Annotated in this window: 17 protein-coding genes; 13 read left to right on the forward strand and 4 right to left on the reverse strand. The window is 67.7% G+C overall.

Features of this window, described 5'->3' with window-relative positions; all coding sequences use genetic code 11:
* Window positions 1–237: 237 nt before the first annotated feature.
* Entirely contained in the window at window positions 238–1002 is a 765-nt protein-coding gene (locus AX721_RS22045) for a class I SAM-dependent methyltransferase (RefSeq protein ID WP_082765227.1), read from the forward strand.
* A 27-nt stretch (window positions 1003–1029) separates the two neighbouring features.
* On the opposite strand, the gene cysN is transcribed toward AX721_RS22045, so the two are convergent.
* Together cysN and cysD are read right to left on the reverse strand one after the other, a co-directional pair.
* Window positions 1030–2934 carry a sulfate adenylyltransferase subunit CysN gene (gene cysN, locus AX721_RS22050; protein WP_068878123.1) on the reverse strand — a complete coding sequence of 635 codons (1905 nt, stop codon included), beginning with the start codon at window positions 2932–2934 and terminating at the stop codon, window positions 1030–1032.
* Complete coding sequence (gene cysD / locus AX721_RS22055; RefSeq protein ID WP_082765228.1) at window positions 2934–3887, reverse strand: sulfate adenylyltransferase subunit CysD; 954 nt, start codon at window positions 3885–3887, stop codon at window positions 2934–2936. The genes cysN and cysD overlap by 1 nt, the downstream gene beginning before the upstream one ends.
* 288 nt (window positions 3888–4175) lie before the next feature.
* Between cysD and AX721_RS22060 the strand changes: the two genes are divergently transcribed.
* Window positions 4176–5480: an MFS transporter gene (locus AX721_RS22060; RefSeq protein WP_068878124.1), complete on the forward strand. Its 1305-nt coding sequence runs from the start codon at window positions 4176–4178 to the stop codon at window positions 5478–5480.
* Here AX721_RS22060 and AX721_RS22065 read toward each other — a convergent pair.
* Window positions 5477–6097, reverse strand: a complete 621-nt coding sequence (locus tag AX721_RS22065) for a CatB-related O-acetyltransferase (protein WP_068878125.1) — start codon at window positions 6095–6097, stop codon at window positions 5477–5479. The two genes, AX721_RS22060 and AX721_RS22065, sit on opposite strands and share 4 nt — an antisense overlap.
* Window positions 6098–6150: 53 nt before the next feature.
* A complete protein-coding gene (locus tag AX721_RS22070) occupies window positions 6151–7014 on the reverse strand; it encodes a glycosyltransferase family 2 protein (protein WP_068878126.1) in 864 nt (287 codons plus the stop codon).
* An 85-nt stretch (window positions 7015–7099) separates the two neighbouring features.
* Here AX721_RS22070 and AX721_RS22075 point away from each other — a divergent pair, with 85 nt between their 5' ends.
* The 11 genes from AX721_RS22075 (at window position 7100) to AX721_RS22125 (ending at window position 19330) form a co-directional block, all read left to right on the forward strand.
* The gene (locus tag AX721_RS22075; protein ID WP_231733134.1) at window positions 7100–8668 is read left to right on the forward strand and encodes an AlkA N-terminal domain-containing protein; all 1569 of its coding nucleotides are present in this window, start codon (window positions 7100–7102) and stop codon (window positions 8666–8668) included.
* On the forward strand, window positions 8649–9167 hold the full coding sequence (locus AX721_RS22080) for a methylated-DNA--[protein]-cysteine S-methyltransferase (protein ID WP_068878127.1): 519 nt from the start codon (window positions 8649–8651) through the stop codon (window positions 9165–9167). The genes AX721_RS22075 and AX721_RS22080 overlap by 20 nt, the downstream gene beginning before the upstream one ends.
* Before the next feature lie 229 nt (window positions 9168–9396).
* Window positions 9397–11349: a right-handed parallel beta-helix repeat-containing protein gene (locus AX721_RS22085; protein ID WP_068878128.1), complete on the forward strand. Its 1953-nt coding sequence runs from the start codon at window positions 9397–9399 to the stop codon at window positions 11347–11349.
* 145 nt (window positions 11350–11494) lie between these two features.
* The gene (locus AX721_RS22090; RefSeq protein WP_156467324.1) at window positions 11495–12382 is read left to right on the forward strand and encodes an endonuclease/exonuclease/phosphatase family protein; all 888 of its coding nucleotides are present in this window, start codon (window positions 11495–11497) and stop codon (window positions 12380–12382) included.
* Between the two features lie 82 nt (window positions 12383–12464).
* Window positions 12465–12698, forward strand: coding sequence for a hypothetical protein (locus AX721_RS22095; protein ID WP_156467325.1), 234 nt, complete (start codon window positions 12465–12467; stop codon window positions 12696–12698).
* Window positions 12699–12843: 145 nt separating this feature from the next.
* Complete coding sequence (locus AX721_RS22100; RefSeq protein WP_068878131.1) at window positions 12844–15348, forward strand: hypothetical protein; 2505 nt, start codon at window positions 12844–12846, stop codon at window positions 15346–15348.
* A 36-nt stretch (window positions 15349–15384) separates the two neighbouring features.
* Window positions 15385–15792: a DUF4112 domain-containing protein gene (locus AX721_RS22105; RefSeq protein ID WP_068878132.1), complete on the forward strand. Its 408-nt coding sequence runs from the start codon at window positions 15385–15387 to the stop codon at window positions 15790–15792.
* Between the two features lie 84 nt (window positions 15793–15876).
* Window positions 15877–16926, forward strand: coding sequence for a dTDP-glucose 4,6-dehydratase (rfbB, locus tag AX721_RS22110; RefSeq protein ID WP_068878133.1), 1050 nt, complete (start codon window positions 15877–15879; stop codon window positions 16924–16926).
* Window positions 16923–17798: a glucose-1-phosphate thymidylyltransferase RfbA gene (gene rfbA / locus AX721_RS22115; protein ID WP_068878134.1), complete on the forward strand. Its 876-nt coding sequence runs from the start codon at window positions 16923–16925 to the stop codon at window positions 17796–17798. The genes rfbB and rfbA overlap by 4 nt, the downstream gene beginning before the upstream one ends.
* Window positions 17799–18078: 280 nt before the next feature.
* The gene (locus AX721_RS22120) at window positions 18079–18681 is read left to right on the forward strand and encodes an FxDxF family PEP-CTERM protein (protein WP_068878135.1); all 603 of its coding nucleotides are present in this window, start codon (window positions 18079–18081) and stop codon (window positions 18679–18681) included.
* A 181-nt stretch (window positions 18682–18862) separates the two neighbouring features.
* A complete protein-coding gene (locus AX721_RS22125) occupies window positions 18863–19330 on the forward strand; it encodes a DapH/DapD/GlmU-related protein (protein WP_068878136.1) in 468 nt (155 codons plus the stop codon).
* Window positions 19331–19355 lie beyond the last annotated feature (25 nt).

Below are 19355 nucleotides of genomic sequence, written 5' to 3' on the forward strand. Positions count from 1 at the left end.
CGCCGTCAACGACGGTTAGGTTGAGTTGCGGGAATGCGTTGGATCCGAGCGATCGACGGTCAGCGGAGCCTGCGCGCGGGGCGCTCCCCGCCCCGGTCGGCCGGGCCGGCTGGCCTTACAGTCGCGGAGTTCGGGCTTTCCATGCGCGAAGGTCGTCGATTTGACCTCTCGTTCACCTATTCTGTTGACTCGCGTTCACCCACCGACATTTTCTAGCTGGCGCAGGCGGGATCAGTGATGCTTTCTAGTTTGGAACGCGCGGCAGCCCCGGCCAGCCCGGATTTCAACGCTGCAGGCCTCGCGCCTCAAGCGGCGGGCCTGCGGTATGATTGGAACAGCACGTTCGGGCCGGACGACGTCGGCGAGGTTCCAGCGATCGTGCGCGAGTGGGTGCCCGACGGTGCGCGTGTTCTGGACGTGGGATGCGCGACGGGTTCGCTGACTCTCAAATTCACCGGCGGTAAGAACTGCAAGGTCGTCGGCGTCGAACCGGATGCTGCGCGCGCCGCCGTGGCGGTCTCCCGCGGACTCGACGTTCAGATCGGTCTGCTCGACTCTCGCCTGCTGCAGTCGCGTGGCCCCTTCGATGTGATCATCTTCAGCGACGTCCTCGAGCACGTGGCTGCGCCGGCCGCGCTTCTGGATCTCGCCAAGACCGGTCTGGCGCCCGGCGGCGTCGTCGTCGCCTCGGTGCCGAACGTCGCCCATTGGACCGTCCGCGTGCAGCTACTGTTCGGTCGGTTCGACTACACGCAGAGCGGCATCATGGATGCGACGCACCTACGGTGGTTCACGCAGAAAAGCATCCGGCGCCTCTTCGAGCACGCCGGCATGCGCGTCCTGGAGATCAAGCCCTCGGCCGGCGCGTGGATGGGCGTCTACGATCTGCCGCCGTTCAGGGTCCTGCCGCGCGCCCTGAGAACCCAACTGGTGCGCGGATTGGCGCGGGCGCTGCCGCGCCTGTTCGGGTGCCAGATGGTCGTCCGCGCGACCCCGGTCTGATCCAGTAAAGGGCGATGGGTCCTGCCTTCAGATCCCCGGGTCGAACCCGGCCTCCAGCCAACCGAAGATCGCCTCCGCCGCCTGTTCGGCGGTGAGTTGGGTGGTGTCGATGCGGATCTCGGCGTTCTCGGGCTCCTCGTAGGGGCTGTCGATGCCGGTGAAGTTCTTGAGCTCGCCCTTGCGGGCCTTGGCGTAGAGCCCTTTCACGTCGCGCTTCTCCGCCTCGGCCAGGGGCGTGTCGACGAAGACCTCGACGAACTCGCCTTCGCCCAGCAGTTCGCGCGCCAGCCGACGTTCCGCCCGGAAGGGCGAGATGAACGAGACCAGCACGATCAGGCCGGCGTCGACCATCAGCTTGGAGACCTCCGCGACGCGGCGGATGTTCTCCACGCGATCCTCATCCGTGAAGCCTAGGTCGCGGTTCAGGCCGTGGCGGACATTGTCGCCGTCCAGCAGGTAGGTGTGGCGGCCCTCGGCGGCGAGACGCTTTTCCAAGAGGTTGGCGATGGTCGACTTGCCGGAGCCGGAGAGGCCGGTGAACCAGACCACCCGCGCCTTCTGCCCCTTGGCGGCCGCGCGCGCGGCCTTGGAGATGTCGGTGGCCTGCCAGTGGATGTTCTGGCTGCGGCGCAGGGCGAAATGCAGCATGCCGGCGCCGACGGTGCGGTTGGACATCCGGTCGATGAGGATGAAACCGCCCAGGTCCTTGTTCTCGGCGTAGGGGTCGAAGGCGATCGGCGCCGAGAGCGACAGGTTGGCGACCCCGATCTCGTTCAGCTCCAGCCGGGTGGCCGCCAGCTTCTCCAGCGTGTTGACGTTGACCTTGTGCTTGGGCTCGGCGACCTGGGCCGAGACCGTGCGCGTGCCCAGCTTCAGCAGATAAGGCCGCCCCGGCAGCAGGGGCTCGTCGTCGAACCAGACGATGGTGGCCTCGAACTGGTCCGCGACTTCCGGCGGTTGCCCGGCCGCCGAGAGCACATCGCCCCGGGAGACGTCGATCTCGTCCTTCAGGGTGATCGTGACCGACTGGCCGGCCACCGCCTCGGGCAGATCGCCCCGCATCGTGACGATGCGCTCGACCGTGCTCTCGCGGCCGGAGGGCAGGGCCTTCACTTTGTCTCCCGGCCGGATCACGCCCGAGGCCACGAGGCCCGAGAAGCCGCGGAAATCCAGGTTGGGCCGGTTCACCCACTGCACCGGCATGCGGAACGGCTTGGCCTGCAGGTCGTCCTCGATGGGGGCTTCTTCCAGCCAGCGCATCAGGGGCGGGCCGGAATACCAGGGTGTCTTGTCCGAGGGCTCGGTGATGTTGTCGCCCTTCAGCGCCGACATCGGGATGGCGGTGAAGGCCTTGATGCCGATCTGGGCGGCGAAGTCGTGGTACTCGGCCAGGATGGCGTCGAACACCTCCTGGCTCCAGCCCACGAGGTCCATCTTATTGATCGCCAGCACCACGTGCCGGATGCCCAGGAGGCTGACCAGATAGCTGTGCCGCCGGGTCTGGGTGAGCACGCCCTTGCGCGCGTCGATCAGGATGATGGCCGCATCCGCCGTCGAGGCGCCGGTGACCATGTTGCGGGTGTACTGCTCGTGGCCGGGGGTGTCGGCCACGATGAACTTGCGCTTGTCGGTGGAGAAGAACCGGTAGGCGACGTCGATGGTGATGCCTTGTTCGCGCTCGGCGGCCAGGCCATCCACCAGCAGGGCGAAGTCGATATCGCCGCCTTGGGTGCCGACCCGTTTCGAGTCCGCCTCGAGGGCCGCAAGCTGGTCCTCGAAGATCATCTTGCTGTCGTAGAGCAGCCGGCCGATCAGGGTCGACTTGCCGTCGTCCACCGAGCCGCAGGTCAGGAACCGCAGCAGGCTCTTGTGCTCGTGCTGGTGCAGGTAGGCGCCGATGTCCTCGGCGATGAGCGCGCTCTGGTGGGCCATCAGAAATAGCCCTCCTGCTTCTTCTTCTCCATCGAGGCGGCCTGGTCGTGATCGATCATCCGGCCCTGGCGCTCGCTGGTGGTCGTCAGCAGCATCTCCTGGATGATCGCGGGCAGGGTGGCCGCGGTGCTCTCGACGGCGCCGGTTAGCGGATAGCAGCCCAGGGTGCGGAAGCGGACCGACTTCATCATCGGGACCTCGCCTTCGCGCAGGGGCATGCGGTCGTCGTCGACCATGATCAGCGTGCCGTCACGCTCTACCACCGGCCGCACGTCGGAGAAGTAGAGCGGCACGATCGGGATCTGCTCCAGGTGGATGTACTGCCAGATGTCCAGCTCGGTCCAATTGGAGATCGGGAACACCCGGATGCTCTCGCCCGGGTTCTTGCGGGCGTTGTACATCCGCCAAAGCTCGGGACGCTGGTTCTTGGGATCCCAGCGGTGCTGGGCGGAGCGGAACGAGAAGATGCGCTCCTTGGCGCGGCTCTTCTCCTCGTCGCGCCGGGCGCCGCCGAAGGCCGCGTCGAAGCCGTATTTGTCCAACGCCTGCTTGAGGCCCTCCGTCTTCCAGACGTCGGTGTGGACGGCGCTGCCATGGGTGAACGGATTGATGTTCTGGGCGACCGCGTCGGGGTTCTTGTGGACCAGCAGCTCGAAGCCGAGCTCCTTGGCCATTCGCTCGCGCATCTCGTACATCGCCCGGAACTTCCAGGTCGTGTCCACGTGCAGCAGCGGGAAGGGCGGCTTCGAGGGATAGAAGGCCTTGGCCGCCAGGTGCAGCATCACGGCCGAGTCCTTGCCGATCGAATACAGCATGACCGGCCGCTCGCACTCGGCCACCACCTCGCGCATGATGTGGATGCTCTCGGCTTCCAGGCGCTGCAGGTGGGTCAGGGTCTTGGAGGACAAGGCGCCTTCCAGGTTTTCTGAACGGGTGAGGACGCTGGCGTCCATGGGCGGACCTTACATCAAAGCGAATGAAACCCGCGCGCTGAGGCGGGCGGGGCGGCCCCGGTCGTTGAGTTAGCGGCGAGGCCCGGGCGAGGCAAGGCGAGCGGTCCCCAGGAATTCTTGGGGTGGCGACAGCGGAGGTGGACGCCTGCCCCGGCTTACCATGCTGAAACGCAATGCCGCTTGGCGGCTGCGGTCGGGACATGCCACAACCCTTGGCAAGGAAGCGCGTACCCGTTTTTCGAGCCGGAACACCGGCCGGGACGGCCAGGGTTAGGGGCGGTTTTTCAAATGAGCGCAGCGAGCTCGACGCCGGCAAAAGCGTCGCCGGGATACAGCTATTTCGTCGTCTGGTTCCTGGCGGTCGTCTACACGCTCAACTTCCTGGATCGGCAGATCATCTCGATCCTGGGCAAGCAGATCTCGGCGGAGCTGCACCTCTCCAAGACCGAATTCGGGTTGTTGGGCGGAACGTCCTTCGCCCTCCTTTATACCACCTGCGGAATCGGCGTGGCCCACCTGGCCGACCGGATGAGCCGCACCTGGATCATCGCGGCGGCCTGCGCGATCTGGAGCCTGTTCACCGCGCTCTGCGGCACGGCGCAGAACTTCGTCCAGATCCTGCTCTACCGGATGGGGGTCGGCTTCGGAGAGGCTGGCGGCTCTCCGCCCTCCTACTCGCTGATCTCCGACTATTTCCCAGCCGAGCGGCGGGGAACGGCGCTGGCGATCTATTCGTTGGGCGTGCCGATCGGATCGATGCTGGGGGCTTTCGCGGGCGGCAAGCTGGCGCTGGCCTACGGCTGGCGCACGGCGTTCTTCGTGGTCGGGGCGCCGGGGATCGTCCTCGCTATCCTGATGCTGCTCCTCGTGCGCGAGCCGAAGCGGGGCGGCCTGGACGTGATTTTGGATGGGGCGGCCGAACATCCGCCGGCGCCGCCGCTGCTGAGCGCGATCGGCAGCTTCTTCGCCAACCGCACGCTGGTCCTGACGGCCGTGTCCAGCGCCATGTCGGCCTTCGTGGGATATGCCGGCCTGGTCTGGAACCCGCAGTTCCTCGAAGGGGTGAAGGGGATGGCCGCCGCGGATGTGGCGACCTGGTACGCCCTGGCGCTGGGCGCGACCGGGGTGGTGGGCACGGTGGCGTCCGGCTGGCTGGTGGACCGGCTGGGACACAAGGACCGCCGATGGTTCGCCTGGGTGCCGGCCATCGCCTTCGCCCTCTCGATCCCGTTCTGGTTCGGCATGCTCTGGGCGCCCACGTGGGAGTTGGCCATGCTGTTCCTGCTGGGGCCGATGCTGATGAACCAGGCTTATCTCGCGCCGGCGTTGACGGTGGCCCAGAACGCGGTCGCGCCGGCGCAGCGCACCATGACCGGCGCGATCCTGCTTTTCGTCCTGAACCTCGTGGGCCTCGGCGTCGGCCCTGTCTACGTCGGCTGGATCGCGGACAGGATGGAGCCCGCGCACGGCGACCAGGCGCTCGCCTATGGCTACGCCGGCGTCATCCCCTTTGTGGTGCTGACGGTGGTCGCCCACCTGGCCGCCTCGGTGTCCATCGCCCGCGACAAGCGCCTGGCTGCGGCGCTGGGCTAGGTCCGGGGCAACCCCAACTGCGCCAATTTCGCGGCCGTCGGATGCATGATCGCTTCCGGCGAACGGCGGACGAGGTCTGCAAGCTCCGCCTTGCTGAGCTCCCACCAGCGTGAAGCTTCTAGAGCCGCCTGGGTCTCGGGATCGAACCGATAGCGGACGACCTTCGCCGGCATACCGGCCATGATCGCATAGGCCGGCACATCCTTGGTCACCACGGCCCCTGCGCCGATGATCGCCCCGCGGCCGATGTGCTTGCAGCCCGGGGCAATGGTGACGTTATGCGACACCCAGACGTCGTCTTCGATGACGAGCCAGGGCGGATCCAGGGGGTTCTCGGTGACCACGCCGAAATAGGGATCATAGAGATAGGGGTGAGTGGTCAGGGCTTCGATCGGATGGTTGCTGTCCAGGACCCGCGAGGAGCGTGCGAAGGAACAGTATCGACCGATGCGTGTGCGCGCAGGAAATCTCCAGCGGTCGAAGCAGCCGTAGGAATAAAGGCCGACCTCGACGCCGAAGCTCTCCGCGAACCAGCGTCGAAGTTCGAGGTCTTCGTACTCGTTGCGCGTCAGCCGCCGGAGCTTGATCCGCTCCTTGAGGGTATTGAGTAAGCCCATTCCGCCTTCCCAGCCTGTCGTCCGAGTTTGCCGCGCGCCGCGTCGAGCGATCGTTAATGGCTGCGAACCAGGAGCCTCAGGGCATCGGCCGAACGCCACAGCCGCAGCCCATAGAGCATCGCGAGCGCGCCGAGCCGATCTCGACCGCGACGCAGCTTTGGCGTCGTCAGCGGGTGGAGCGAATGCACCACAGCGGAGGCCGGCATCGCCAGCGACTTGATCAGCCACTTCAGCCGGCCGAGCTTCTGCGCGCTCTGCAGCCCGAAAGCCTCCTCGTTCAGCCGCGCCCACTTGCGGACGATCTCGCCCCACGTCCGCCGCGCGGGGTGTCCGACCACAGCGTCTGGGGCGTAGCCGATGGTGTAGCCGGCGGCCCGCGCGCGATGGCACCAGTCCAGGTCCTCGGGCACGCCGACCCGAAACCCTCCGACAGCGTCGAATGTCGACTTTTGGCAGAACAGATTGGCGGTGACCGAGAAGCTCTTTCGCTCGACGTAGTAGCGGTTGTCGAAGGCGAACACCCGCTCGAAGGCCTCGACGGCTGTCATGTGCGCCTCGTCGCGCACCAGCACGCGCATGGCGCCGCCGACGAGGTCGAACAGTTCCAGCTTGGCTAGGCCCTCGGCCAGCCAAGCGGGCTCCGGGATACAATCCGAGTCGGTAAAAGCCAGCACTTGTCCCGTGCAGGCGGCTACGGCGCCGTTTCGCGCCGGACCGGCGCCCTTCTCGGTCACGACGACCAGACGGGCTCGGCCGGCGATGATGCGCGCGATCTCCGCTTCACCTTGAGGCGAGTTGTTGTCGGCGACGACGATCTCATCGGGCGTCACGCTCTGCGAGGTCAGCGCCGTCAGGCAGGCGTCCAGGCCGGCCGGGTCGTTGTAGTGAGGGACGATGACGCTGACGCTTTGCCGCATGATGTTCGTTCCATAGCTCAATTCGATTGCGGTGGGTTAACCGCGGCGGTCCCGCCTGGCGGGAGCGTCGATTGCGGTGCGATCTATGTCCGAAAACCGCGAGACATCCGCCGTTCGCGCGCCCATCTTCCGCGGCATGGACATGGATTTCGAAGCCTGCCGCCGCGCCTTCGTCACCCGCGACCCGCGGTTCGACGGCCGGATCTTCGGCGCCGTGAAGACGACCGGGATCTATTGCCGGCCGATCTGCCCCGCGCGGACGCCCAAGCCGCAGAACATGACCTTCTATCCCACCGCGGCGGCGGCGCAGGAGGCCGGCTACCGTCCTTGCCTGCGCTGCCGGCCGGAGGCGTCGCCTGATCTTGGTGCGTGGCGCGGCACCTCCAACACCGTGTCGCGCGCCCTTGCCTTGATCGAAGGCGGCGCCATGGACACCGGCGATGTGGACGCTCTGGCTGGGCGGCTGGGGGTCGGCGAGCGCCAGCTGCGGCGCCTGTTCCGCCAGCACCTGGGCGCCTCCCCCGTGGCGGTGGCGCAGACGCGGCGTGTCCTGCTCGCCAAGCAACTCATCCAGGAGACGCGTCTGCCGATGGGCGAGGTGGCGCTGGCCTCGGGCTTCGGCAGCGTGCGTCGGTTCAACGAGACGTTCCAGCAGCTGTTCGGCCGCCCGCCCGGCGCGCTGCGCCGCTCGAAGCAGGCCGAGACGCCGGCGGCCGACGGCATCCTCGTACGCCTGCCCTACAAGCCCCCGTACGACTGGGACGCGATCATCCGCTTCCTCGCCGACCGCGCGATCCCCGGGGTCGAACGGGTGGAGCCCCGCCGTTACGCCCGAACCCTGGCCATCGACGGGGCCTGTGGAGTCGTGATCGTCACGCCCCGCAGCGACGGCGCCTTGCAGGCCGAGGTCCGGTTCCCCAAGCTCAAGTCCCTGCCGGCCGTCATCGCGCGGGTGCGGCGGGTGTTCGACCTCTCGGCCGACCCCACCCTGATCGGCGCGCACCTGAGCCAGGATCCGGCGCTGGCCCCCCTCGTGGCGGCCCGGCCGGGGTTGCGCGCGCCCGGGGCGTGGGACGGGTTCGAACTCGCGGTCCGCGCCATCCTCGGCCAGCAGATCACGGTGAGCGCCGCCCGCGGCCTCGCGGCCAAGCTGGTGGCGGCCTATGGCGAGCCGATCGACGACCCGGCTGCAGCAGACCTTGGCCTCACCTGCGTCTTTCCGTCGCCCGGCCGGCTCGTCGGTCAGGACATCGCGGCCCTGGGGATGCCGAAGGCCCGCGGCGCGGCGCTGGAGGCCCTGGCCCGGACCGTTGCGGCCGACCCGGCGATCTTCACCCCCCGCGCGGATCTGGAAAGCGCCATCGCCGCGCTCAAGGCTCTGCCCGGCGTGGGCGAGTGGACCGCCCAGTACATCGCCTTGCGGGAACTCCGCGAGCCCGACGCCTTCCCCCAGGCCGATATCGGCCTGATGCGGGCGATGGCCGACGAGGCGGGGCTCCGGCCCACCGCCGACCAGCTGCTCGCCCGCAGCGAGGCCTGGAGACCGTGGCGGGCCTATGCCGCCCAGCACCTGTGGGCCGCCGACCCGGGCCTCGCCGCCGCCAAGGGCGCCCGCTCGAAGAGGATCAAGACCGATGACCGCCAGGCCGCCTGAAACGCTCACCCTCGACCGCATTCCTACCCCCATCGGCACGGCGCTGGTGGTCACCGACGACGCCGGCGTGCTGCGCGCCTTCAACTGGACCGACTACGAGCCGCAGATGCGGGCCTGGATCGGCCGCCGCTATCCCAAGGCCGCGCTGGCGGAAGGGCAGGGGCCCCTGAGGCCGAGGTTCGAGGCCTATTTCGCGGGGCAGACGGGCGCCTTGGACGACATCCGATGGGAGGGCGCGGGGACTGCCTTCCAGAAGATGGTCTGGGAGGCCCTCTGCACGATCCCGGCCGGGCGGACCTGGAGCTATGCCCAGCTCGCCGAGAAGATCGGCCGGCCGACGGCGGTCCGGGCCGTCGGGCTGGCGAACGGCTCCAATCCGGTGGCCCTGGTCGTGCCTTGCCACCGCGTGATCGGGTCCAACGGCTCGCTGACCGGCTACGGCGGCGGCCTCCACCGCAAGCGCTGGCTGCTGGAGCACGAGGGGGCAAGTACAGTCTAGCTATTGAGCTTCAAATGAATATCGTCGATATGAAAACTGTGGTTCGACTGAAATTCAATTTTTGCGAACCTTGAGCATGGTTAGCAAAATCATAAACTACAGATGAGTTAACCAGCCAGATAAACCATTCCGAAATCGCGGCGTCGTACCTTCCACGGTGAATGGTGGGGTACGAGCTGGCGGCGGAGATCGCGCCTCGCACCCATGGGAATACTCTCTGGAGGCGTAGGTGGTCAGTATCATCGTCAAGGATTCGGCCGGTTTGGTCAGCGCCATGAAGACGGCGCAGAGCGGGGATGTCATCCAGCTTGCCCCGGGCACGTACTCGGCGTTCTGGACCCGGGACATCCAAGTGAACGGCAACGTGACCATCACCTCGCTGGATCCCGGCAAGGAGGCGGTCCTCACGGGCTTCAACCTCAGCAACGTGAGCGGCTTCACGTTCAAGGGGCTCGAGCTGTCCGTCAACCCGACGGGCAGTGACAATCCGTTCCAGATCTTCGGATCGAAGAACATTGTACTGGACGATCTCAACGTCCACGGCAGCCTTGACTCCAACGGCGCCAACGACGCCTCGGCGCTTCAGATCCGGGCCAGCGACGGCGTGGTCGTCAAGAACTCCGAATTCCATGACCTGAAGATGGGGATCACCCATCTGGACGACCGGAACATCACGATCACAAACAACTCGTTCCACGACATCCGTATCGACGCCGTTCGAGGCGGTGGGTCTTCAAACGTCACTATCAGCAAGAACTACTTCACCGACTTCGACTCAGTCGCCGGCGACCATTCGGACGCCATCCAGTTCTGGACCTCGAACGTCTCGACGCTGACCACAAACATCGTCGTGTCCGACAATGTGATGGTGCGCGGCGCCGGGACGACGTTCCAGGGCGTGTTCATGCGCGACGAAACCGGTTCGCGGTACGAGAACGTGCAGGTGACCAACAACCTGGTAGTGGGCTCGCTCTACCAGGGCATCATGGTCAACGGCGCGACCCACGTGAAGATCGCCGGCAACACGGTGGCTGGGCTGCCGGACCAGCTGGCCTGGATCCGGGTGGTGGGTTCGGACGACGTCGTGATCTCGGGCAACAGCACGACGAAGCTCGACCTGGCTTCCAACACGAACGTGACGCAGAGCAACAACAGTTTGCTGACCGCCGCCATCATCGACGGCGGCAAGCTGCTGCAGCAGCAGTGGATCGCCAGCCACACCGGGCTCTACAGCGGACTCACGACCACCAAACTCGCGGCGGCCGCTGACCTCAGCGTCGCCGCCATCGAGGCGACACGCCTGCAGGTCGTGACGCTCAAGGGCACCGACGGCGCCGATCGCATGAGCGCCGACGGCGTCCACAACATGAGCATGGTCGGCGGCGCCGGCAACGACTACATGTCGAGCGGGGGTCTCAGCCACTCCACGATGGTGGGCGGGACGGGCGACGACACCTACTGGGTGCGCAGCGACTCCGACCAGGTGATCGAAGGTGCGGGCGAAGGCAACGACACCGTCTACACCACCGTCGATTTCGTCCTGCCGGATCACGTCGAAGTCCTTCGCCTAGCGGGCGTTTCCCTCGAGGGCCAAGGCAATGCGCTGGACAACAAGATATTCGGGTCGACCGGCGACGACCGCATTCTCGGGCTCGGCGGCGCAGACAACGTGCAAGGTCTCGAGGGCGACGACGTCCTTCTGGGGGGCGACGGCGCCGACATCCTGACCGGCGGCCTGGGGAACGACACGCTCTCCGGCGACGCCGACGCGGACTCGATCAAGGGTAACGAGGGCAATGACTCCCTCGCCGGCGGCGCGGGCAACGATACGCTGGAAGCGGGTGTCGGAGCCGACACCATGTCGGGTGGCGCGGGCGCTGATCAGTTCTTCTTCCGCAACGGCGACATCAGCTCGACGGCCGACGTTATCACGGACTTCAGCCGTGCCGAGGGAGATCGGATCGCCCTCAACATGATCGACGCGAACGTCAACCTCGCGGGCGACCAGAAGTTCGCCTTCATCGGCACGCAGGCCTTCCACAAGGTGGCCGGCGAGATGCGCTACGATCTCATTGGCAGCCAGGCGCACATCCAGTTCGACACGAACGGCGATGGAGTGGGCGACCTACGCCTGATCGTCGGGGTCGGAGGCAGCCTGCAGTCAACGGACTTCATCCTCTAGGGGTCAGGCGACCGCGGCGGGGACCCGTCTTTCCGGGCGGGTGCTCGCCATGGAGTGTCCATGATATGGGGCTCCTGTGAGAGTCTCTTCCGTCGCCGCCCTGCTGGCGCTTCTCCTTTCGACCGCAGCGGCCGTCCCCGCGCTATTGGCGCAGGGCGGCCGTTTCGATGAGCGGCTGGACGTTCTGACGCACTTCGCGCCGGCGTACCTCGCCCTCTCGATCCTGGCTCTGCCCTTTGCGCTGATGGCCGCCAGGCCGGGCGGGCCTTTCGCGCTCGGCCTCGTTGCGCTCGGTCTCGCCGGCAGTTGCGCGCTCATCCTGCCGGAATTCCTCGGCGACGACGGGCGGAAGCCCGCCGCAAGTGCGACGGCGAGGCCCATCAAGATCGTTCAGTTCAACGTATGGGGGCGGAATCAGCGGGGTGAGGCCGCCGCGAGATGGATTCTCGCGCAGTCGCCGGACATCGTCATCCTGCAGGAGGGTGGACCGCTGAGGGGGCCGCTGCTGGCGGCAGGATACCACCGGACCTGCCAGGGATGCGGAGCCGCCGTGTTTTCGCGCGGATTTCAGGTCATCGAGCCGCGGGAGCCCGAGAACCCGCGCGGCTTCCGGTCGGTGGTTACGCTGGTGGATGAGCATGGTCCCTTCACCGTGATCGCCGTACACCGCCACTGGCCGACCCGCTTTGCTTTGAACAACGGACAGACCGCCGAGTTTCGAGAGGTGGTCAGCCGCTACCCGCGCGAGCGGATGATCATCGCCGGCGACTTCAACTCCACGCCGTGGTCCTTTGCCCGCCACCGCGATGACCGCGAGTTCGGCCTGATCCGCCGAACGCGTGCTCTGTTCACCTGGCCCGCCGAGAAGATCAGCCACAATCGGCTACCGGCCCCGTTCCCCTATCTGCCTATCGATCACGTCTATGCCGGGCCCGGGTGGGCCACGGTCAGCGTAGAACGGGGGCCCCGCCTCGGCTCGGATCACTATCCCGTGGTTGTCACCCTGGCGCCTCGAGACCCCGCCGCCAGATGACAAACATTTCACGTTCCGCCCGCTCCCGTTTTGCGTGGTCCTGCCGTATAGCAACGGTAGGCGGAATCGCAGGGGTGGGCCCATGGCGACATTGACGGAAATGGTGGCCGCGGTCGTCGTGCATTCGTCGGCGGCCGCCTTCTCGCATTTCGGTGTGACCATCGACACGCCCAAGGTCGAGGCGCCCCGGCCGGCCGCCTCGGCGGCGGACCAGCGGACGATCGCCCGCTCGCCCCGGCAGCCGCCGCCCGCCGAACGGGTGCTGAAGGCGAACTGCTCCGAGCCCCACGCCCGCACGCCCGTCGTCAAGGCCTGACCTTCCGCGGCATTCCGCCGTCCGGCGTCCGAATCATCCGTCCGCCTGTTTGCGTCGGCTCGCGCCGAGGGTAATCCTGCGCGCCTGGATAGATGGGCGCCGGCATCGGCGCGCTGGCCGGACAGTCGGGAAGGAACGGGCGTAGATGAGGTTCTCCAAGCGGCCGCGACCGATGGACTTCGGGGGCCCGGACGAGGATCCCCACGCGGCTGAGCCGGCCAACCGGGCGGCGGAGCGCGTGGAGGCGCCGGAGCCGGTCGGATTTCGCACGATGGAAGCCCCCCGAGGCGCCCACGCCGTCGTCATGCCCGGCGCGCGCGCCGTGGCGGCGCCCGGCGAACCCGATGCCTATGCCGAGTTCGACCTGGACGACCCGCCTCCATCCGGCTGGCCGACCTGGCTGATCGCTTTCGCCGTGGCGGCGCTCTGGGCGCTGGCGCCCATCGCCTTCGCGGTCGGCTATCGCAACAAGGTCGCCCCTCTCCAGGACGACGCCTTCGCGTTGACCGTCTTCGCCCTGCTCGCCGTCGGTCCAGCCGTCTTCGTCCTAGGCGCCGCCTATCTGATCCGCCAGGCGCAGAAGCTGGGGTACGAGACCCGCCGCGCCCGGGCGATGGCCGAGGACATGCTGGCGCCCGCCGTCGCCGCCGCGGCCCGGGCCGGCGACGTCACCTTGGCGGTGCGCGAAGAGATCGAGCGCGCCGCCGCCGCCGCGGACGAGGCGCGCGAGACCCTGCTCGCCATGCGCGAAGCCCTGGCGTTCGAGACCGACAAGCTGACGGGGACGACGGCCCAGTCGGCGCGCGCCGCCCAGGAACTTGCGTCCACCCTGGGCCGCGAGCGGGCCGAGATGGCCGGCCTCGCCCAGACCCTCGACGCCCAGGCCAACAGGGTCACCGACGCCGTCGCGCAACAGGCGCGGATGATCACAGAGGCCACCGGCGTGGCCGAGACGCAGATCCGCGAAGCCGAGGGCGTCCTCCAGGCCCGGGCCGCCGATCTGGCGGCGGCGGCCGGGGAGGCGAGCGGCGCCGCGCGGACCGCCGGCGAGGATCTCACCCGGCACATCGCCCGCCTCGAGACCGCCGGTCTCGGCGTCGCCGACCAAGTGCGGGCGGTCGAGGCCGGCCTCACCGAGCAGCGCGCCGCCCTCGTGGCCCTGAGCCAGACGCTGAAGGGCGATCATGAGGCGTTCGCGGCCAACGCCGATGTCCATGCGGCCACCCTGGGGCAGTTCATCGACCAGGCTCGGGCCTCGGCCGCGGAGATGAGCGAGCGCGCCATCACCGGCGGAGAGCAGCTTCGGCGCCTGATGTCGGATGCGGCGCTGCAGTTCCGCGACATCGCCGAGACCGCCAAGGCCGAGCGCGAGGAGTTCGGCCAGTCGACCCTGCAATCGCTGGAGGCGGTGTCGGCCGCCGCCGCCGACCAAAGGGCGCAGCTGGAGGCCCAGACCCGCGCGGCCATCGAAGCCCTGGCCAAAGCGGCCGAAGAGACCCGGGCCGCGGCCGCCCGCCACGCCGGCACGGCGCGCGAACAGGTCGACCAGCTCTCCGAGGCGGCGTTCAGCGCGGGCCAGAAGGCCAACCAGGTGTTCGAGGCGCGGCTGGAGGAAGCGAGGGCGCTGGTCGAGCAGTCCTCCAGGATGGTCGAGGAGGCGGGCGCGGTCACGGCGCGCAAGCTGGAGGACGGCGCCAAGGCGGCGCGGGCCACCCTGGACGAGTTGGCCGCCATGATGGCCGAGCTGGAGGCGCGGGCGGCGAGGCTGCCGGCCGCGGCCGCCGGCCAGGCCGACCGCGTCCGGGCCGCCGTCGCGGACGGGATGGACGAACTGATGGCCCAGGCCCGCCGCACGGCCGAGGAAGCCCAGGCCATCGACGCCGCCTTCCAGGATCGGGTGCGCCGCAATTTCGAGATGCTGTCGGAGGCGGTGAAGCTGATGGGCGTGGCGGCCGTCGCGGCGCCCCCCATCGCGCCGCCACCGCCGTCGGCGCCGGTTCGTAAGGCGAAGGCGTCGCCTCCGCCGCCCGCCGACGAGGACGTCGAAGAGGCGCTCGACCTGGGAACGCCCATCGAGCCGGCGGGCGCCGCGCTGGCCGATCGGATTGGCCTGCGCAACCGGATCCGCCTGACGCCGACGGCCACCGACCGAGAGTTCTCGGCGGTGTTCGAGGCCGCGGGCGGGCCGCCTGCCGCGCCGCCCGGGACCGAGGCCGAGGACGGGGATGAGGGTGGCGAGACCTGGACCTGGAAGGACCTGCTGGCCTCCCTGGACGGCGCCGACGGCGAGGGCGAGCGACTGGAGGACCTGCTGGGCGCCGAACTGGCCCGCATGGGGGTCGACCCGGCGAAGCTGCTGCCCGGCGGGCGCATCGAGGAGATCGCGGCCGCGCTGCAGACGGGCGACCGCGACGGCGGCCGGGAGGTGGTGCGCAAGCTGGCGCCGGCCGCCACGCGCCGCATCGCCCGCCGGCTCTTCACCGACGACGACGTGAAGCGCCGCACCGAGATCTACCTGCGCCGCTACAAGACGCTGATCGACGACGCCGTCCAGCGGGATCCGGCGGGCCTGCTGCTGTCAGGCATGCTCGCGGCGGACGGCGGGCGCGTGTTCCTGCTGCTGGACGCCGCCGCGGGCGACATGATCTAGCGGGAACCGGCCGCCGGCGCGCGGCTTTCACTGCCCATGGACGAAGACCGTGACCGCGCGCATCGGGCCTGGCGGCGGGCCGAACGTGTGAAGCAGCTCTCGGACCGTGTGGTCGGCTTCGGCCCATGGGGCCTGGGCGTCGACGGCGTGTTGGCCTGGGTGCCGGTGGCGGGAACGGTCTATTCCGTGGGCGCCGCGGCCCTGCTGCTCGCCGAGGCGGTCCAGGCCGGCGCATCGCGCAAGACCATCGGGCGGATGGCGGCCTATCTCGGCCTCGATAGCGTCGCTTCCGGCGTGCCGCTGATCGGCTGGGCCATCGACACCCTGTTCACCGGCCACGCCTTCGCCGCCCGGGCCCTCCAGAAGGACATCGAACGCCGGCACGGGCGGCCCGCGGACGAGACGCCGGCGAAGCTCGATCTGAATCTGGTCACCGGTCGTTAGCGGGTCGTGACCCATAACCAACCGCCTTGAACCGGCCTCCTTTCATAGTAAGGAGGGCCGTCGTTTGCAGCGCCGGGGGCGTCATTGAAGATCCTGATTACGGGCGGAGCGGGCTTCATCGGGTCTGCGGTCGTACGCCGCGCCATGGCCGATGGCCATCAGGTCGTGAACCTGGACGCGCTGACCTATTCAGCCAACCTCGACAACGTCGAGAGCGTGGCCAGCCAGCCCGGTTACGTGTTCGAGCACGTCGACATCTGCGACCGCGCCAAGGTCGAGGCGGTGTTCGAGACGCACCAGCCCGATGCGGTGATGCATCTGGCCGCCGAGAGTCACAACGACCGGGCCATCGAGGGGCCGCTGGATTTCGTCCGCTCCAACATCCTGGGCACGGCGATCCTCCTGGAGGTGGCTCGCGCCTACTGGAACAGGCTCGACGGCGCCCGCAAGGACGCGTTCCGCTTCCACCACATCTCCACCGACGAGGTGTTCGGCGCCTTGGGCGAGGACGGGGACTTCACCGAAGAGACGCCCTACGATCCGCGTTCGCCTTATTCGGCGTCGAAGGCTTCGTCCGACCATCTGGTCCGGGCCTGGGGGCACACCTACAAGTTCCCGGTGGTCATCACGAATTGCTCGAACAACTACGGCCCGTACCAATTCCCCGAGAAGCTGATCCCGACGGTGATCACCCGGGCGCTGGAAGGGAAGACCATCCCGGTCTACGGCGACGGCCGCCAAGTGCGCGACTGGCTGCACGTGGACGACCACGCCGAGGCGCTGCTGCTGGTCCTGGCCAAGGGCAAGCTGGGCGACACCTACTGCATCGGTGGCGACGCCTCGAAACGCAACCTCGAGGTCATCAAGATCATCTGCGCCCACCTCGACAAGATGGCGCCCGCCAACACCAGCCACGCCGACAAGATCACCTTCGTCACCGACCGCCCGGGCCACGACTTCCGCTACTCGATCGACGCCACCAAGCTTGAGCGCGAATTGGGCTGGACGCCGCGGATGCCGCTGGACGCCGGGCTCGAGGACACCGTGCGCTGGTACGTGGACAACTACGCGTGGGTCGAGCGGATCCGTGAGCGCGGCTTCCATTCGGACCGTCTGGGACTGGTGAAGGCATGAGGCGCGGGATCGTCCTGGCCGGCGGCGCCGGCACCCGGCTGCATCCCCTGACCATCGCGGTCAGCAAGCAGCTGCTGCCGGTCTACGACAAACCGATGATCTATTATCCGCTGTCGGTGCTGTTTCTGGCCGGCATCCGCGAGATCCTGATCATCACCACGGCCGAGGACCAGGCGGGCTTCAAGCGGCTCCTGGGCGACGGCTCGCGGTTCGGCGTGCGGTTCGAATATGTGATCCAGCCGACGCCGGGCGGCCTGGCGGAGGCCTACCTGCTGGGCGAGGAGTTCGTCGGCGGCGAGCCGTCGACCCTGATCCTCGGCGACAACATCTTCTTCGGCCAGAACTTCGTGCAGATGCTGAAGAACGCCGATGCGCGCCGGGACGGCGCCACGGTGTTCGGCTATCCGGTGCACGATCCGGAACGCTACGGTGTGGTGGAGCTGTCCGCCGACAACCGGGCGCTCTCCATCGAGGAGAAGCCGGCCAAGCCCAAGTCGAACTACGCGGTCACCGGCCTCTATTTCTATGACGGCCGCGCCAGCGAGATCGCCAAGACGCTGGAGCGCTCCGCCCGGGGCGAGCTCGAAATCACCGCCCTGAACGACGTCTACCTGCAGGAAGGCAAGCTGCACGTGGAGCTCTTGGGCCGCGGCTTCGCCTGGGAGGACGCCGGCACGCACGACAGCCTGATCGGGGCGGGCGAGTTGATCCGCGTGTTCGAACAGCGCCAGGGCCTACGTATCGGCTGCCTGGAAGAGATCGCCTTCGAGAACGGCTGGATCGATTCGGCCGAGCTCATGAAGTCGGCCGAATTCCAGGGCAAGAGCGAGTACGGGCGCTACCTGCGAGGACTCGCGTCGGGCGCGAAGTAGGGCTGCGCTGCGTCGCAACCCAAATTTCCTCGCGTGTCTGATCGGTGGGCGCCGCCCGCTGGATTGCCGGCGAGTTTATATCGCTGAACTTACGTCAAAATTCCGACAACGACGTTCTTGTTGTGCTCGCGGTATTGTTAATTGTGCAGCGCGAGGGCATTTCAGCGGGGACCACATCTCCAGGTAGGCCATTTCTACTCGCTCCTCAGGCGAAGCCGAATGACACCCCTGTCCGGTGATCGTTAGAGTCAACAACGAGTAAATGTAGGGGTGCTAAACCATGCAAGCTTTCAAGACGCTCGCGGCGGCCGCCGCGATCGCGGTTTCCACCGCCGCGATCGCCACGTCCGCCTCGGCGACCACTGTGATCGACAACTGGACGAATGTTCCGAACCAGCCGGTCACGCTGACCTTCAGCGACAACAAGATCAGCGACCCGACGGGCGCTGGCATCTACGTCAACGGCGCCGACGCCAGCGACGGCACGTCCTATCACGAATGGGACGGCACGAACTTCACCGACACCTTCAACTTCGCCCTGCCGAGCGGCACGGTCGGGTTCAACCTGAGCTCGGTGAGCTTCGTCGCCCTTAGCGGTCTGAACTTCACCAGCGTGACGTTCAACGGCGTCGCCCTGACGCTGACGCAGGTTCCCAACACCTTCGTCTGGAACGCCTTTACCACCAGCCCGCTCCCGGTCGTCGCCGGGGGGCCGCAGGTGCTGGTCGTCAAAGGCAACGGCGGCGTGAACGCCTCCTGGAGCGGCACGGGCGCCTTTGCTCCCGCCGCGGTTCCTGAGCCCGGCACCTGGGCCCTGATGATCATGGGCTTCGGTGGCGCTGGCGCCATGCTTCGCTCGCGTCGCCGCGTAGCCGTCGCCTAAGAGACGAAAAGGCCGAGACTACAGGACCGCCGCCCGAGAGGGCGGCGGTTTTGTTTTGCGCCTACGGAGTGTGAGGATTGTCCGCTGAATGGCGGCGTGGATCTTGCAGCGCTACCCGTCGCGCGACCGCCATGTTAGGCGGGGGCGCAAATCGGTCGACTGAGAACGGAACTCCAGGATCATGGCGAAGCCGCTGCTGACCCGCATTCGGAATGCGGTTCGACCCGCACTCATCGAGGCGCGACGGCTCTACCTCAACCGCGTCTGGGGGATGGATATCGGCAAAGGCGCCACCATCTCGCTGAAGGCGAAGCTCGACATGAGCAACCCCCATGGCGTGCACATCGGCGAGGGCACGTCCGTGAACTTCGACGCCGTGATCCTCACTCACGATTTCGTAAACAATAAGCACGTGGATACCCGCATCGGCCGGATGTGCCATATCGGGGCGCGAAGCATCGTCATGCCGGGCATCGAGATCGGCGACCATTGCATCGTGGCCGTGGCAAGCGTGGTGATGAAGAACGTTCCGCCGAACTCGCTGGTGGCCGGTAACCCGGCTCGGGTCATAGAGCAGGGGATCATGACCGGCCCGCGCGGGATGAAGATCGACGTCTACGAGGCCACGCAAACCGAGGCCGCGAGCTAGCCCCCGGCGGGGGCGCCAACTTAGT

It is taken from the genome of Phenylobacterium sp. CCH9-H3, from assembly GCF_001557235.1.
Lineage (GTDB): Bacteria > Pseudomonadota > Alphaproteobacteria > Caulobacterales > Caulobacteraceae > Phenylobacterium.

Coding starts and splice junctions, on each gene's coding strand:
- AX721_RS22045 (WP_082765227.1), top strand. CDS start 238: ATGCTTTCTAGTTTGGAACGCGCGGCAGCCCCGGCCAGCCCGGATTTC.
- cysN (WP_068878123.1), bottom strand. CDS start 2,934: ATGGCCCACCAGAGCGCGCTCATCGCCGAGGACATCGGCGCCTACCTG.
- cysD (WP_082765228.1), bottom strand. CDS start 3,887: ATGGACGCCAGCGTCCTCACCCGTTCAGAAAACCTGGAAGGCGCCTTG.
- AX721_RS22060 (WP_068878124.1), top strand. CDS start 4,176: ATGAGCGCAGCGAGCTCGACGCCGGCAAAAGCGTCGCCGGGATACAGC.
- AX721_RS22065 (WP_068878125.1), bottom strand. CDS start 6,097: ATGGGCTTACTCAATACCCTCAAGGAGCGGATCAAGCTCCGGCGGCTG.
- AX721_RS22070 (WP_068878126.1), bottom strand. CDS start 7,014: ATGCGGCAAAGCGTCAGCGTCATCGTCCCTCACTACAACGACCCGGCC.
- AX721_RS22075 (WP_231733134.1), top strand. CDS start 7,100: ATGTCCGAAAACCGCGAGACATCCGCCGTTCGCGCGCCCATCTTCCGC.
- AX721_RS22080 (WP_068878127.1), top strand. CDS start 8,649: ATGACCGCCAGGCCGCCTGAAACGCTCACCCTCGACCGCATTCCTACC.
- AX721_RS22095 (WP_156467325.1), top strand. CDS start 12,465: ATGGCGACATTGACGGAAATGGTGGCCGCGGTCGTCGTGCATTCGTCG.
- AX721_RS22100 (WP_068878131.1), top strand. CDS start 12,844: ATGAGGTTCTCCAAGCGGCCGCGACCGATGGACTTCGGGGGCCCGGAC.
- AX721_RS22105 (WP_068878132.1), top strand. CDS start 15,385: ATGGACGAAGACCGTGACCGCGCGCATCGGGCCTGGCGGCGGGCCGAA.
- rfbA (WP_068878134.1), top strand. CDS start 16,923: ATGAGGCGCGGGATCGTCCTGGCCGGCGGCGCCGGCACCCGGCTGCAT.
- AX721_RS22120 (WP_068878135.1), top strand. CDS start 18,079: ATGCAAGCTTTCAAGACGCTCGCGGCGGCCGCCGCGATCGCGGTTTCC.
- AX721_RS22125 (WP_068878136.1), top strand. CDS start 18,863: ATGGCGAAGCCGCTGCTGACCCGCATTCGGAATGCGGTTCGACCCGCA.